General features: G+C 55.4%; 14 protein-coding genes. 5 read left to right on the top strand and 9 right to left on the bottom strand.

Going from position 1 to position 13,679, the window contains the following annotated elements; translation table 11 throughout:
• Window positions 1-66 precede the first annotated feature (66 nt).
• Window positions 67-672 carry a GDP-mannose pyrophosphatase NudK gene (gene nudK, locus I2123_RS18225; protein WP_112168612.1) on the bottom strand — a complete coding sequence of 202 codons (606 nt, stop codon included), beginning with the start codon at window positions 670-672 and terminating at the stop codon, window positions 67-69.
• A gap of 70 nt (window positions 673-742) precedes the next feature.
• The gene (locus I2123_RS18230; RefSeq protein ID WP_112168613.1) at window positions 743-1,027 is read right to left on the bottom strand and encodes a winged helix-turn-helix domain-containing protein; all 285 of its coding nucleotides are present in this window, start codon (window positions 1,025-1,027) and stop codon (window positions 743-745) included.
• Between the two features lie 303 nt (window positions 1,028-1,330).
• Here I2123_RS18230 and acrD point away from each other — a divergent pair, with 303 nt between their 5' ends.
• A complete protein-coding gene (acrD, locus tag I2123_RS18235; RefSeq protein WP_112168614.1) occupies window positions 1,331-4,486 on the top strand; it encodes a multidrug efflux RND transporter permease AcrD in 3,156 nt (1,051 codons plus the stop codon).
• A 183-nt stretch (window positions 4,487-4,669) separates the two neighbouring features.
• On the opposite strand, the gene ypfM is transcribed toward acrD, so the two are convergent.
• Entirely contained in the window at window positions 4,670-4,729 is a 60-nt protein-coding gene (gene ypfM / locus I2123_RS25815; protein WP_112168684.1) for a protein YpfM, read from the bottom strand.
• A 199-nt stretch (window positions 4,730-4,928) separates the two neighbouring features.
• Here ypfM and I2123_RS18245 point away from each other — a divergent pair, with 199 nt between their 5' ends.
• The 4 genes from I2123_RS18245 to I2123_RS18260 are packed head-to-tail and all read left to right on the top strand — an operon-like array spanning window position 4,929 to window position 7,313.
• Complete coding sequence (locus tag I2123_RS18245; protein WP_213051208.1) at window positions 4,929-5,312, top strand: ArsC family reductase; 384 nt, start codon at window positions 4,929-4,931, stop codon at window positions 5,310-5,312.
• Window position 5,313: 1 nt separating this feature from the next.
• Entirely contained in the window at window positions 5,314-6,441 is a 1,128-nt protein-coding gene (gene dapE / locus I2123_RS18250; protein WP_112168616.1) for a succinyl-diaminopimelate desuccinylase, read from the top strand.
• Complete coding sequence (locus tag I2123_RS18255; protein ID WP_213051209.1) at window positions 6,438-7,109, top strand: M15 family metallopeptidase; 672 nt, start codon at window positions 6,438-6,440, stop codon at window positions 7,107-7,109. The genes dapE and I2123_RS18255 overlap by 4 nt, the downstream gene beginning before the upstream one ends.
• Window positions 7,110-7,127: 18 nt before the next feature.
• Window positions 7,128-7,313: a YpfN family protein gene (locus I2123_RS18260; RefSeq protein WP_112168618.1), complete on the top strand. Its 186-nt coding sequence runs from the start codon at window positions 7,128-7,130 to the stop codon at window positions 7,311-7,313.
• 57 nt (window positions 7,314-7,370) lie between these two features.
• Here I2123_RS18260 and ypfH read toward each other — a convergent pair whose 3' ends face one another.
• The 6 genes from ypfH to bamC form a co-directional block, all read right to left on the bottom strand.
• The gene (gene ypfH, locus I2123_RS18265) at window positions 7,371-8,009 is read right to left on the bottom strand and encodes an esterase (RefSeq protein ID WP_112168619.1); all 639 of its coding nucleotides are present in this window, start codon (window positions 8,007-8,009) and stop codon (window positions 7,371-7,373) included.
• A gap of 107 nt (window positions 8,010-8,116) precedes the next feature.
• Window positions 8,117-10,135 carry a tRNA(Met) cytidine acetyltransferase TmcA gene (locus tag I2123_RS18270; RefSeq protein WP_213051210.1) on the bottom strand — a complete coding sequence of 673 codons (2,019 nt, stop codon included), beginning with the start codon at window positions 10,133-10,135 and terminating at the stop codon, window positions 8,117-8,119.
• 1 nt (window position 10,136) lies between these two features.
• Window positions 10,137-10,589, bottom strand: a complete 453-nt coding sequence (locus I2123_RS18275; protein ID WP_112168621.1) for a DUF441 domain-containing protein — start codon at window positions 10,587-10,589, stop codon at window positions 10,137-10,139.
• A 123-nt stretch (window positions 10,590-10,712) separates the two neighbouring features.
• A complete protein-coding gene (ypfJ, locus tag I2123_RS18280; RefSeq protein ID WP_112168622.1) occupies window positions 10,713-11,591 on the bottom strand; it encodes a KPN_02809 family neutral zinc metallopeptidase in 879 nt (292 codons plus the stop codon).
• Window positions 11,592-11,814: 223 nt separating this feature from the next.
• Window positions 11,815-12,528: a phosphoribosylaminoimidazolesuccinocarboxamide synthase gene (purC, locus tag I2123_RS18285; protein ID WP_056771346.1), complete on the bottom strand. Its 714-nt coding sequence runs from the start codon at window positions 12,526-12,528 to the stop codon at window positions 11,815-11,817.
• A 56-nt stretch (window positions 12,529-12,584) separates the two neighbouring features.
• Window positions 12,585-13,664, bottom strand: coding sequence for an outer membrane protein assembly factor BamC (gene bamC, locus I2123_RS18290; protein WP_112168623.1), 1,080 nt, complete (start codon window positions 13,662-13,664; stop codon window positions 12,585-12,587).
• Window positions 13,665-13,679 lie beyond the last annotated feature (15 nt).

Genomic DNA, 13,679 nt, shown 5'->3' on the forward strand with positions numbered 1-13,679 from the left:
GCTCAAAAATACTAAAGGCACCCCCGGGTGCCTTTTTCATTCATCACTTTGGTGTTTCAAAAACGGTTACGCCATCCAGCCCTGAATTTGCGCATGCTGCAACAGCATGATGGTTTTGCCGTCTTTGATGCGGCCATCTTTGATCATCTCAAGCGCCTCGGCAAACGGCACTTCCAGAACATCAATATCTTCATCCTCTACCCCGCCACCGGCGTTCTGACGCTGTGATTCGTCGTACTGCGCCGCGAAGAAGTGAACGATCTCCGTGACACTGCCCGGTGACATGTATGCCTCAAACAGCTTATCGACTTTACCCACCGCAAAACCGGTCTCTTCGATTGCCTCTTTACGGATGCAGTCTTCCGGCGAATCGTTATCCAGCAGACCAGCGCAGGTTTCCAGCAGCATACCGGTGGCATTGCCGTTGACATAGGTCGGCATACGGAACTGTTTGATCAGCAGGACGGTTTTTTTGATTTTGTTGTAGAGCAGGATCGTCGCGCCGTTGCCCCGGTCATACACTTCACGGGTTTGCGGCTGGCGTTCGCCATTGCGCTTGATTAAATCGTAGGAGAATTTACGCAGAACGTACCAGTTGTCAGACAACAGCTCGCTTTGGACGTTTTCGATCTTTGATGACTGGTTTAAGAAACAATCGTCTTGAGATGACATTCAATGCCCCCGCTCAGAAGTGGTGAGAGAAGCCCGTCATCTTAGCCGGATTATTCTCCCCCCGCTATCCTCATCCTTGTGAAATCGCCTCAAGGAGTTGTTCACGATGACGTTCAGTCCACTGCCTGTCGAGCGGCCCCCAGCTGGAAAGCTGATAGTAACCGTCATTATTGCGGATCCCCTGCTGCACAAAGTCGAGTTCGACGCCCATGCCCGGCAGCGCTTTAAGCACGTCCTGTAAGGTCCGGCGCGGCCATCCGGTAATTTCCATCAACTTCGGCACGTTAGGTTTTTGTTCATTTTCCAGCAACCAGCAAAGATACAGACGGCGGGCAAACACCGAATTCAAATTCATCAAACGTACTCCGGTCGTGTTATTTGGAAAGGATCACACCAAGCGTAGAAGATTTTAGGAAACATAACCCCGTGTACGGAGGGGGTTTTTTACATTATCTCCTTTATTTCTCCACGTTTTATCCAATGTGAGCAGGTAAAGTGCTTGGACGTAGAACTACACTCTAACACTCGCTCCGTCCTCTTTGGACAGTACTGCCACTGGGAAACGCTTCTCAGTGGATTTTTTTGTCAGATTACTGACGTTCTGTTTGTTTGCTGATGTTCGTCACTCCCGCCTGAGTGATAACGAGGTTCTTGACGCATGGCCAATTTTTTCATCGATCGCCCGATTTTTGCCTGGGTTTTAGCGATCATCCTTTCCTTGTCCGGCGCACTGGCTATTTACTTTTTGCCGGTCGAACAATATCCCGATCTGGCTCCGCCCAATGTCCGCATCTCTGCGACTTACCCCGGCGCATCAGCACAAACTTTAGAAAACACCGTCACGCAGATTATCGAGCAAAACATGACCGGCCTCGACAATCTGATGTACATGTCTTCGCAAAGCAGTAACGATGGCAAATCACAAATCACCCTAAGCTTTACCGCCGGGACAGACCCGAACGAAGCGCTGCAACAGGTACAGAATCAGCTGCAACAGGCGCTCAAGCGTTTGCCGCAGGACGTACAAACGCAGGGCGTGACGGTGTCCAAAACCGGTGACACTAACCTGATGATGGTGGCGTTCGTCTCTACCGACGGCAGTATGGATAAGCAAGATATCGCCGACTATGTGGCCTCAAACATTCAGGATCCGCTGAGCCGCGTGGACGGCGTAGGCAGTATCGATGCCTACGGTTCTCAGTACGCGATGCGCATCTGGCTTGATCCGGACAAACTGAATAACTATCAGCTGACCACCGCCGACGTAGTGGCGGCTATCAAAGCGCAGAACAGTCAGGTGGCGGTCGGCCAGCTCGGCGGCGCGCCTTCGGTGGATTTTCAGGCGCTGAACGCCACTATCAACGCCCAGTCCCAGCTACAAACGCCGGAGCAGTTCCGTCAGATCACGCTGAAAGTGAATCAGGATGGTTCGCAGGTGAAACTCGGCGACGTGTCCGAAATTGGTCTGGGTGCGGAAAACTACAGCCTGCTCAGCCGCTATAACGGTCAGGCGGCATCCGGTATGGGCGTGAAACTGGCGTCCGGTGCCAACGAACTGCAAACCGATAAAGCCGTGCGCGCGCGTCTTGAGGAACTCTCTCACTACTTCCCACACGGCCTGAAAGCCGAAGTCGCTTATGAAACTACTCCGTTCGTTAAAGCGGCAATCACCGACGTGGTGAAAACGCTGTTTGAAGCGATCGTGCTGGTGTTCTTAGTGATGTACCTGTTCCTGCAAAACTTCCGCGCGACGCTGATCCCCACTATCGCCGTGCCCGTGGTGCTGCTCGGCACCTTCGCCGTGCTGCATCAGTTCGGCTACAGCATCAACACGTTAACCATGTTTGCGATGGTGCTGGCGATCGGGTTGCTGGTGGATGACGCCATCGTGGTGGTGGAGAACGTCGAGCGCGTGATGAGCGAGGAGGGACTCAGCCCCAGAGACGCCACACGCAAATCGATGGGGCAAATTCAGAGCGCGCTGGTGGGGATCACCATGGTGTTGTCGGCGGTCTTTGTGCCGATGGCCTTCTTCGGCGGTACCACCGGCGCGATTTACCGTCAGTTCTCGATAACCATCGTCTCTGCCATGGTGCTTTCAGTATTCGTGGCGCTGACGCTGACCCCGGCGTTGTGTTCCACCATTCTCAAACCTATCGCAAAGGGTCATCATCACGGCAAACGCGGCTTCTTCGGCTGGTTTAACCGCATGTTTGACCGCAACGCCCGCCGCTACGAAAACGGCGTGGCGGGTATTCTGAGAAACAGCGTGCGCTGGATGCTCGGTTATGCGCTGCTGGTCGCGGCGCTGGCGTTCATGTTTATCAAATTACCGACCTCGTTCCTGCCGCTGGAAGACCGTGGCGTGTTTACCGTTCAGATCCAGCTGCCGCCGGGTTCGACGTTGCAGCAGACACAGAAAGTGGTCGAGAAAGTCGAAAAATACTTCCTCAATACCGACAAGAAAGATGTGCTGTCGGTGTTCTCCACCATCGGCGCAGGACCGGGCGGAAACGGGCAAAACGTGGCGCGTATGTTCGTACGTCTGACTCCGTGGGATGACCGCACCGGCGCGGACGACTCCTCGTTCGCTCTGATTGAGCAGGCCACTAAAGAGTTTAATAAGATTACCGAAGCCCGCGTGATCGCCAGCAGCCCGCCGGCCATCAACGGTCTTGGCAGTGCGACCGGTTTCGATATGGAATTGCAGGATCACGCCGGGCTGGGCCATGCCGCGCTGATGTCTGCCCGCGACCAGTTGCTGGAGATGACCGCCAAAGACAGCAGTCTGACCCGCGTGCGTCATAACGGGCTGGATGACAGTCCGCAGTTGCAAATCAACATCGATCAGGTGAAAGCACAGGCGCTGGGCGTGGCTATCTCTGATATCAACAGTACGCTGAGCACCGCGTGGGGGTCTTCCTACGTCAATGACTTCGTCGACCGCGGTCGCGTTAAAAAAGTGTACGTTCAGGCGGGGGCGAAATTCCGCATGTTGCCGGATGATATTAACCGCTGGTTTGTCCGCAATTCTGCCGGAACCATGGTGCCGTTCTCCGCGTTCGCCACGTCTTACTGGCTGACCGGCTCGCCGCGTCTGGAGCGTTACAACGGCTACTCGGCACTGGAAATTGTCGGTGAACCGGCTGAAGGCGTCAGCAGCGGCACAGCAATGGATAATATGGAAAAACTGGTGGCGAAGCTGCCGGTAGGGATCGGCCTCGAATGGACCGGTCTGTCGTATCAGGAACGTTTGTCCGGTTCGCAGGCTCCGGCACTGTATGCGATTTCCCTGCTGGTGGTGTTCCTGTGTCTGGCGGCGCTGTATGAGAGCTGGTCGATTCCTTTCTCAGTCATGCTGGTGGTGCCGCTCGGTGTGCTCGGTGCAGTGATCGCCACATGGATGCGCGGGCTGGAAAACGACGTGTACTTCCAGGTCGGGATGCTGACCATCATCGGGCTGTCGGCGAAGAACGCCATTCTGATCGTCGAATTTGCCAATGATTTGAACGTCAGAGGCAAGGAGCTGCTGGCGGCTACGCTGGAGGCCTCGAGAATGCGTCTCCGCCCTATCCTGATGACTTCACTGGCGTTTATCTTCGGCGTGTTACCGATGGCGACCAGCACCGGTGCAGGTTCCGGCAGTCAGCATGCGGTGGGGACCGGCGTTATCGGCGGAATGATTTCCGCCACGGTGCTGGCAATCTTCTTCGTGCCGCTGTTCTTCGTACTGATCCGCCGCCGTTTTCCGGGGAAATCCGGTGAACCGATCATTGCCGACATCGTAGAAACGGCACCCGTCGACGCGAAATAACGGCGAAAAAAACCCACAAAAAAGGCGTTAATGTGAATTAACGCCTTTTTTATTAGTGATTTACTGGTGTAAGAATCGTCGCTAAATCGGACGTAATGGTCTTCCTGAACAAACGTTTTTATAATGACGGGCTGACACTGCAAATAAATCTGTCTTGCTTTACGGGCCTGAGTTTTACAGCAATTACGCGTTCAACATACGGTCGATAAAGTCTTTCCAGTTACCTAACTCTTGCTCTAACATTTGACTCCCCTTTATTGGACGCGGGGATTATACGTCTGTTTTTTGTACAAGCCAAACTTCTCTCATGTTTCTTTAATCACGATCACACTCCCGCCCCGTCTGGATCCTGCCCGCGTTTTGCCTCATTATGTGCCCTATCCTCGCGCCAGCATTCTGTGCTGGTGAAAAGTTCATAATTACTGACAGGTTACGTTTTTCTATGGCAACGACTTCAGCTTCAGCCTCATTTGTTCTCTATGGCATCAAAAATTGCGATACCGTCAAAAAAGCCCGTCGCTGGCTGGAAGAAAACGCGGTCAGTTATCAGTTTCATGATTATCGTGTTGAGGGGCTGGACGACGCGCTGTTGCAGAACCTGATTGAAAAACAGGGCTGGGAAGCAATGCTGAACACCCGTGGCACAACCTGGCGCAAACTTGATGATGCCACCCGCAACGCCTGCGATAACGAAACCAATGCCAAAGCGGTGATGCTGGAACATCCGGCCATCATCAAACGCCCGTTTCTGCTGGCTCCCGATGGCCAGTCTCTGCTGGGATTCAAACCAGAGAGCTATCAGCAATTCCTCGCGGAGGTGAAATAACATGAGCTGCCCCGTTGTCGATCTCGCCCAACAGTTAATCCGCCGCCCTTCCCTCAGCCCGGAAGATGCGGGCTGTCAGGATATCATGATCGCCCGCCTGCGCGCGGTGGGTTTTCATATCGAACTGATGCCTTTTGGCGATACCCTGAATTTCTGGGCCACACGCGGTGAAGGTAAAACGCTGGCGTTTGCCGGCCATACCGACGTGGTGCCAACCGGCGATCACAAACTGTGGGTTACCGGTCCGTTCGAGCCAACGCTGCGCGACGGAATGCTTTATGGTCGTGGTGCGGCGGACATGAAAGGTTCGCTGGCGGCAATGGTCGTCGCCGCCGAACGTTTCGTGGCTGCAAATCCGCATCACAAAGGCCGTCTGGCGTTTCTCATCACCTCCGACGAAGAAGCCAGCGCGGTTAACGGCACGGTTAAAGTGGTCAATGCGCTGATGGAACGCAACGAGCGTCTGGATTATTGCCTGGTCGGCGAGCCTTCAAGCACTTCGCGCGTCGGTGACATCGTGAAGAATGGCCGTCGCGGCTCCATGACCGCCAACCTGCACATTCACGGCGTTCAGGGCCACGTCGCCTATCCGCATCTGGCCGATAATCCGGTTCACCGCGCGATGCCTGCACTGAACGAGCTGGTGGCTACCGTCTGGGATAACGGCAATGAATTCTTCCCGCCGACCAGCATGCAAATCGCCAATATCAACGCCGGTACCGGCAGTAATAACGTCATTCCCGGCGAGCTCTACGTGCAATTTAACTTCCGCTTCAGCACCGAACTGACCGATGACATCATCAAACAGCGCGTGGCGGAGCTGCTCGATCGTCACAATCTGCAATACACCCTGAACTGGGTAGTCTCCGGCCAGCCGTTCCTGACCTCGCGCGGCGAGCTGGTGGACGCGGTGGTCAACGCCGTACGCCATTACAGTGAAATTACGCCAGAGCTGCAAACCACCGGCGGCACCTCCGACGGACGCTTCATCGCGCTGATGGGCGCACAGGTGGTCGAACTGGGGCCGGTTAACGCCACCATCCACAAGATCAACGAATGCGTACACGCCGCCGATCTGCAAGTGCTTAGCCGCATGTATCAGCGCATCATGGAGCAGTTAGTCGCATGATCACCAATGAGATGCTGACCGGGCGCTCAACTGCGCACCTGGTCACATTGGCCGACGGGCCGCACCGTCTGCAAAAGCAGGCGGCAGAGGCATTCGCCCGGATGCAGCAGGCAGCGCGGGAAGCCGGGTTTGATTTACAGCCTGCCAGCACTTTTCGTGATTTTGAGCGCCAGCAGGCTATCTGGAATGGCAAATTTCGCGGCGAGCGACCAGTATTAGATAAAGACAGTCAACCGTTGGATATCAGCGGATGCTCTGACGCCGAACGCTGCGGGTTTATCCTGCGCTGGTCGGCGCTTCCGGGCGCCAGTCGTCACCACTGGGGCAGTGATCTGGATGTGTACGATCCGCACCTGCTGCCCGAAGGAAAGACGTTACAGCTGGAGCCGTGGGAATATGAGCAAGGCGGGTATTTTTATCCGCTGAACTCTTGGATGTCAGATCATATGGCGGAGTTTGGCTTTTTCCGTCCTTATGCCGAAGACCGTGGCGGAGTTGCCATTGAACCCTGGCACCTGAGTTATCGCCCGCTGGCCACATTGTGCGCGGCGCAACTGACGCCGGACGTACTTATCAGTGCATGGCAAGGGCAAGATTTAGCGGGCTCCGACTGGATAATCAGCGAGATCGCGACTATCTTCCCAAGATTCATCGCCCTACCTACATAACAATTTAAGGAGCACGCCATGGAGTGGATTAAAGATTACTGGTGGATCATTCTGATCATTCTGTTCGGGATGTTAATCAGCGGCATTAAAGAACTGCGACGCGTTGATGTGAAAAAGTACCTCAACGACAAACCTGAAATCCCACCTCATCGCGATAATAATGCCGAGTGGGATAAAGACGATGACTGGCCGAAGAAGAAGTAAGGCCGGTAAAAACGAAGGCAGCCGGGATGGCTGCCTTTTTTGTTGGCAATGTTCAGATTACTGCGGCTGATCGTTTTGCAAATGCGAGATAGCGGTATTAATCATCTGCGAGTCCAGCCCGTGCGCCATGCCCGCCTGAATGTTCAAGGTACAAGCGCTGCCTAAAGATTTCAGTCGCTCAGCGGCGCTTTTCGACTGGAACGGGTTGATCACCGGATCCTGCTCACCGTGAATAAAGTGCACCACGGTGCCTGCGGCTATCGGTTTTTCCGGCAGATTGGCGAAACGGCCGCTGAACGCGACGATGCGCGACGCCAGATGCTCTTCCACTTTGGTGGATTCCAGCGCCATGATGGTGCCCTGCGAGAAACCGACCAGCGTGGTGTGTTCCGGCGTCACACCGGTTTTTTGCTGCCAGTCACGGACGATCTGGATAAACAGCGGCATCGCGTCATCAATTCGCGGCTGACGATTTTTCTCTGTCACGCCCTGTACGGAGAACCACTGGAAGCCGCGGCCAAAATCACAAATATCCGGGCTGCCGACGCTCACCACCTGCGCCTGCGGGAAGGACACTGCGAAAAACTTGCCAATTTCGCCCATGGAAATCGGGTTATCGCCCACGCCGTGAAATAATAAAATCAGCTGGTTTGCACGCTCTTGCGGCTGCTGGACAATAATCTGTTCTGAGCTCATGGGTCTCTCCCGTTTATGTTAATTCAGCCACTATACGCCGCCTGCCGGACAGTGAAATCGGGTTTTATTGAACGAGTCTTTCCATTTTTTGCAATGACTCCGCGCTGCTAAATCCCTTGCCTCCAGCGTTCACAGGCTACGGGATCCAGTTCCGCCAGCGCCTGCTGCGTCTCTTGTCGCCAGCGCTGAACCAGCGCTTTCCTCCCCGATAACCCCGCCGGCTGCACAACTTCCGCCGTATTTTTCCCTTGCTGCAGGTGTGCCCGCAGCAAGGGAAGGGGCAAGTGACTGTTAATGAGCAGGCGGTTTAGCGCGGGCAGACTGCTTTCCAGCGGCCGGTGCGCGAAAGCGAAGCCGGCCAGCTCGCGCCAGTCAGCCTCATTGAGCGCCGTCTCTGCGGCAAGCGGAAGCGGCAAAGTAATGTCCATCAGCGGTGCCAGCCAGCGCCAGTCACGATAAAGCTGCTGTTCAGCCGTCTGCGCCAGCGCATGCCCTGCCGGGCTCAGTGGTAGTATCGCCATCACCGCATAGCATCCGCTGCTAGCCTCTTTCTGCGTGCTTATACGCGCGAGGCGAAAACCCGCCTGCTGCCACAGCGCCGCCAGATCATCGGTATAACCAAAACTCACCGACAGGAAATCCAAACCTTGCTCCGTTGCTCGCTGTTTTTCCTCAGCCAGCAAAGCGCGGGCGATACCCTGACGCCGGGACGCCGGGTGCACAGCAATACGGCTGACGCGCCGCGACCGCAATACCGCCGCCAGCACCAGTCCGGCGTGGGCGGCAAGTGACTGCGCCACCAGATTGCCGCGCGGACGTCGTCTTCCAGCCCAGACATCATGCGCCAGCGCCGGGCTCAGCAAGCCTTCTTCTACCAGCCACAGCGCGCCGGTTAAGGTATCACCCTGTCGGGCGGCGCTGAAGGTCATACCCGGCGCATCCAGCAGACGGCGTAAATCCAGCGGCGACGTGCGGTAATGCGCACTGGTCAGCAGACCGTAGAAATCCTCTAACAGCGCGGGTTGGCGCAGCCAGTCGTCAGCAGCGGGGGAAAAAATAGCAGAAGGTACGTTTGTGTTTTTAATCTTTGTCAGGGGTTCGCCGAACAGCAACGCATCGCTTATCAGGGGTTCGAGCATATCCTGTTCCGACCAGCGGATTGGCGCGGTCAGCCGCAAATCCTGCCACTGCGGCAGCGAAGCGCAAAACTTCAGCAGAAATCCGCGCCCCGTGCCTTCGTAACCCTGAACCGTGGTAGTAAGTAATACGCGCGGGAAAGCCGCCACCAGCTCCGTCAACATCGGTGCGGGAATAGCAGCGGCTTCATCGATAATCAGCCAGTCCGCATCATCCACCGCGGCTTCACGGCACATCATCAGCAGGGCATCGGGTGCGATAAAACGGGTGGATTCAGGCGCATGGGCGAGGATCTGATTCACAGCACCTTTACCCGGCGCAGTCACCAGGCAGGTGCCCGGCCACTGCGCGGTCAGCATTCCCGCAAGACGCGACTTACCGCGACCGCGCGGCGAAGTCAGTACCCACACACCGGATTTGGCCTGCATCAGCCGCTGTAAAATCTGTTGCTGCTCAGGCGTCGGTTGGCCATCGGGCGGCAGCCAGTCGGGTGCAGGCGGTAAAGGGGAAAGTGAAAAAGGATGATGTTGCCTGCACAGCGCGACGTGCGGCGTGCTTTCCAGTAATGCCTGAAAACGACGGATAAAACGCGGCGTGGGGATCGCCTGTGGTTGTTCGCTCCAGCGCAGGCTGTCGGCGTCAGGTAATTGCGACCAGCGGCACCAGTCCGGCACCAGCAAAATCAGCCAGCTTCCGGCCTTAAGTGTTCCGGAAAACGCCGCCAGTGCGTCCACGTTCAACCCGGTGCGGGCATCAAAAATGCCGTGCAAAAAATCCTGACCGAGAAGCGAATGCGCCGCAGAGGGTGAGCAGGCGTTCACTCCCACAGGCGGCGAATCACTGATCCACAACCAGTCCCCCGCGCTTTGGCCCGAAAATTCGAGAGCCTGCGCCACGCACCAGTCCGCTTCACCGCTGAACACCAGCACGCGCCGCACGCCGCGGCGCAGCATCTGTTGCTGTAACGATGCGACCGATACGACAGGCATCTCAGGTTTTCCCGACCAGCATGGAGAGCAGCCCGGCGGCGATCAGCGGCCCGACCGGCACGCCTTTAAACAGCGCCACGCCAAGCACCGTGCCGACAAGTAAACCGGCGACCAGATGCGGCTGAGTGCCCATCAGCGTGAGGCCACGTCCGCCGAGCCACGATACCAGTACGCCCACCAAAATAGCGGCGATGGATTTCCAGTGAAAGAAAGAATGGACCACGGTGCTGGCGCTGATTTTTCCGCTGGCGATCGGTGCCATCACCCCGATGGTGAGAATAATAATGCCGATAGTCAGGCCATATTTTTCAATCCACGGGAAGAAGGTATTGAGCGGCGTGATGCGCACTGTCAGCAGGAAAAACATCGCGATAGTCACCGCGCTGTTGTGGCTGATGATGCCCAGTCCGGCAAAGACCAGTAAGATCAAAAGGGTTGGATCGAGAAAAGCCATAGCGTTCCCTGCGTTTCCTGTCAGAAAGGCAGAAAGGCTCCGGAGAGCCTTTCTGAATCGGTCGTTGATTATTGAACAGTTTTTGCGGGCAGACCAGAACTGAATGGTCGCGTCTGCGCGAAATCAGAGGCTGCCGAAGGTATTGCACTGATCCGGATTACCGGTATCGAAACCGCGTTTGAACCAGTCATAGCGCTGCTGAGAGGTGCCGTGGGTAAAGCTGTCCGGCACTACACGCCCCTGACTTTGCTGTTGCAAACGGTCATCGCCTATCGCCTGTGCGGCGTTCAGCGCTTCTTTCAGATCGCCTGCTTCAAGGACGTTTTGCTCCTGCATCGAATGGCCCCAGACACCGGCGTAGCAGTCGGCCTGCAATTCCATTTTCACCGACAGTTGATTCACCACCGCCTGCGACGCACCCTGCTGCAACTGCCGCACCTTGCGCTCAATGCCCAGCAGATTCTGCACGTGGTGACCTACTTCGTGGGCGACTACGTAACCCTGTGCAAAATCACCGCCCGCGCCCAGTTTGTTCTGCAATTCCTGATAGAAAGAGAGATCGATATACACCGTGCTGTCCGCCGGGCAATAGAACGGCCCCATCACCGACTGGCCGGTTCCGCAACCGGTACGGGTCGCGCCACGATACATCACCAGTTTCGGTTCGCGATACGTCATCCCCTGTTTCTGGAAAATGTCTTTCCACGTATCTTCCGTCGACGCGAGGATGACGGAAGTGAATTTCGCCTGCTCATCATCTTTCGGGCTGATGGATTGGGATTGCGTCTGGCGCTGTACGTTGCCGGATTGTCCGCCGTCAATCAGTGGAGAAAGGTCGATACCATAATACCCGGCGACCAGTACCACGATAATAATCACAATGCCGCTTTTGCCACGGATTGGCAGGCGCATACCGCCACCACCCAGGCCACCGCCGCCGCTGGATCCCTGTCCGCGTCTGTCTTCTACATTGTCGCTTTCGCGACGCCCTTGCCAACGCATACTCCACCTCCAGACTGTTTTTATAAAGACTAGCCAGCGTGCGCGATTTATACCATCCGCGCAGGGACGTAATTTTAGGTCAGGAGGAATTAAATGAAATAAATCAGGGTAAAAAAGAGGAAATTAAATGCGGGATAAAGATCGGGTGGCGAAACTACCACCCGTTTTAGCATAAGCCCGCGACGGAAACGATTGCGCGTCCGGGCTAAAAACTAAGCGTTGCTTAGTCCAGTTTCACACCGATACGGCGAGCGACTTCTTCGTAGGCTTCAATCAGGCCACCCAGACTCTGGCGGTAACGATCTTTGTCCATCTTGTTCAACGTCTCTTTGTCCCACAGGCGGCTGCCGTCTGGTGAGAACTCATCACCCAGCACCACTTCGCCGTTAAACAGACCGAACTCGAGTTTGAAATCGACCAGAATCAGACCGGCATCGTCAAACAGCTTGGTCAACACGTCGTTGGCTTTGTAGCTCAGCTCTTTCATACGCGCCAGGTGCTCTTCGTTCACCCAACCGAAGGTTTTGCAGTAAGACTCGTTGATCATCGGATCGTGCATCGCATCGTTTTTCAAAAACAGATCAAACAACGGCGGATTCAAAACCAGACCTTCTTCAATGCCCAGACGTTTTACCAGCGATCCAGCAGCACGGTTACGGATAACGCATTCAACCGGGACCATATCCAGTTTTTTCACCAGTACTTCGTTGTCAGACAGCAGGCGTTCCATTTGGGTCGGAATCCCGGCTTCTTCCAGCTTAGCCATGATGAAATGGTTAAATTTGTTGTTAACCATACCTTTACGGTCGAACTGCTCAATACGCTGACCATCCAGTGCTGACGTATCGTTACGGAATTCCAGCACCAGCAGGTCCGGGTTTTCAGTGGTGTAGACGGTTTTCGCCTTGCCGCGATACAACTCAGCTAACTTTTGCATCTTTACTTACTCCAGTGGAAAAAACAGATGTAAAAAGGGGCCGGAGCCCCTTGGTATTATTTTGCACTGCTCTGGCTAAATGCGGCCTGCATGACCGCCACCATCGCGTCGTTCTGCGACTGGCTGAGAGCATGTCCTTTCGGATCAAGGAACTGCAAGCTACTGCGGTTGTCGAGGTCGCCAACCTGAAGTTTGTAGTCACCGGAAGAGAGGCCCGGATCTTTCGCACCCAGTGTCTGCCACGCATCGTCATTCAACGGTTTGTAGGTAACGGACAATGTCCCCTGCGGACGGCTGCTGTCGGTCACTTTCATGCCAGCTTTCGCCAGTGCATTTGGTAAACGATCCCACACTGCGCCGTAGGTGGTACGCACGATCAGCACCGGTAAACCGGTATCATCAGCACCGCTCTGCACGTCGATTTCACCGACGCGACGGTTGTCGAGACGCGCCTGCGTATCCTGCTGCACTTTATCGAGGCTGGCGGTGATCGAGTTCATCATCTGGCTGTTATAACGCTGGATTTCAGCTGATGCGGTCACCGCTTTATCCTGCTGTTTCAGCTCAAGCGTTTTAACGGTCAGCGCTAACTGGTAGCTCTGCTGTTTCACGCTGATCTGGTAACGGCCCTGATACTGGAAGTCTTCATCTGCACGATTCCAGTCAACGAAATCGGTGGTCAGCGTCTGGTTAGCGTCGTCGCGGTTAGCAATTTTGTAATTATTTTGCTGAACGGCTTTCACCACACTGTTCCACAAATCGCGGTTTTGCGCGGTGTTTTCCAGCAATACAGTGCTGCTGTCACCGGCGAACTGCGTTTGTGAACCGTTCAGCAAGGCCAGAGGCTGCATTGGTGGACGGATATCGAGCTGTTTGCCCACCGCGCCTTGCATCGCGCCCTGGCGGATTTCGTAGGTGCCATTCTGCACTGGCAGAATCATGCCCGCCGGTGCTTTAAGCTCACTGAGCGCTGGCGCATCGAGGTAGGATTCATCACCGCTGACCTGACGCTTGTAGCGCTGGTCGCTGGAGCAGGCTGCCAGCAGCATAATCAGGGAAACCCCGACCACTTTCGCTACGGCTGTTTTCTGCAAACGGGTCATCTGGAAACTATTCTTGTCAAATAAAGAGGCCATCAAATCTTCCTAAGA

Origin of the sequence: Rahnella inusitata, assembly GCF_018288855.1 — a bacterium.
Lineage (GTDB): Bacteria > Pseudomonadota > Gammaproteobacteria > Enterobacterales > Enterobacteriaceae > Rahnella > Rahnella inusitata.

What these genes read in the sequence shown, in the direction of transcription:
- nudK (WP_112168612.1), bottom strand. Translation starts at nt 672, where the DNA reads ATGTCATCTCAAGACGATTGTTTCTTAAACCAGTCATCAAAGATCGAA.
- I2123_RS18230 (WP_112168613.1), bottom strand. Translation starts at nt 1,027, where the DNA reads ATGAATTTGAATTCGGTGTTTGCCCGCCGTCTGTATCTTTGCTGGTTG.
- acrD (WP_112168614.1), top strand. Translation starts at nt 1,331, where the DNA reads ATGGCCAATTTTTTCATCGATCGCCCGATTTTTGCCTGGGTTTTAGCG.
- I2123_RS18245 (WP_213051208.1), top strand. Translation starts at nt 4,929, where the DNA reads ATGGCAACGACTTCAGCTTCAGCCTCATTTGTTCTCTATGGCATCAAA.
- dapE (WP_112168616.1), top strand. Translation starts at nt 5,314, where the DNA reads ATGAGCTGCCCCGTTGTCGATCTCGCCCAACAGTTAATCCGCCGCCCT.
- I2123_RS18255 (WP_213051209.1), top strand. Translation starts at nt 6,438, where the DNA reads ATGATCACCAATGAGATGCTGACCGGGCGCTCAACTGCGCACCTGGTC.
- I2123_RS18260 (WP_112168618.1), top strand. Translation starts at nt 7,128, where the DNA reads ATGGAGTGGATTAAAGATTACTGGTGGATCATTCTGATCATTCTGTTC.
- ypfH (WP_112168619.1), bottom strand. Translation starts at nt 8,009, where the DNA reads ATGAGCTCAGAACAGATTATTGTCCAGCAGCCGCAAGAGCGTGCAAAC.
- I2123_RS18270 (WP_213051210.1), bottom strand. Translation starts at nt 10,135, where the DNA reads ATGCCTGTCGTATCGGTCGCATCGTTACAGCAACAGATGCTGCGCCGC.
- I2123_RS18275 (WP_112168621.1), bottom strand. Translation starts at nt 10,589, where the DNA reads ATGGCTTTTCTCGATCCAACCCTTTTGATCTTACTGGTCTTTGCCGGA.
- ypfJ (WP_112168622.1), bottom strand. Translation starts at nt 11,591, where the DNA reads ATGCGTTGGCAAGGGCGTCGCGAAAGCGACAATGTAGAAGACAGACGC.
- purC (WP_056771346.1), bottom strand. Translation starts at nt 12,528, where the DNA reads ATGCAAAAGTTAGCTGAGTTGTATCGCGGCAAGGCGAAAACCGTCTAC.
- bamC (WP_112168623.1), bottom strand. Translation starts at nt 13,664, where the DNA reads ATGGCCTCTTTATTTGACAAGAATAGTTTCCAGATGACCCGTTTGCAG.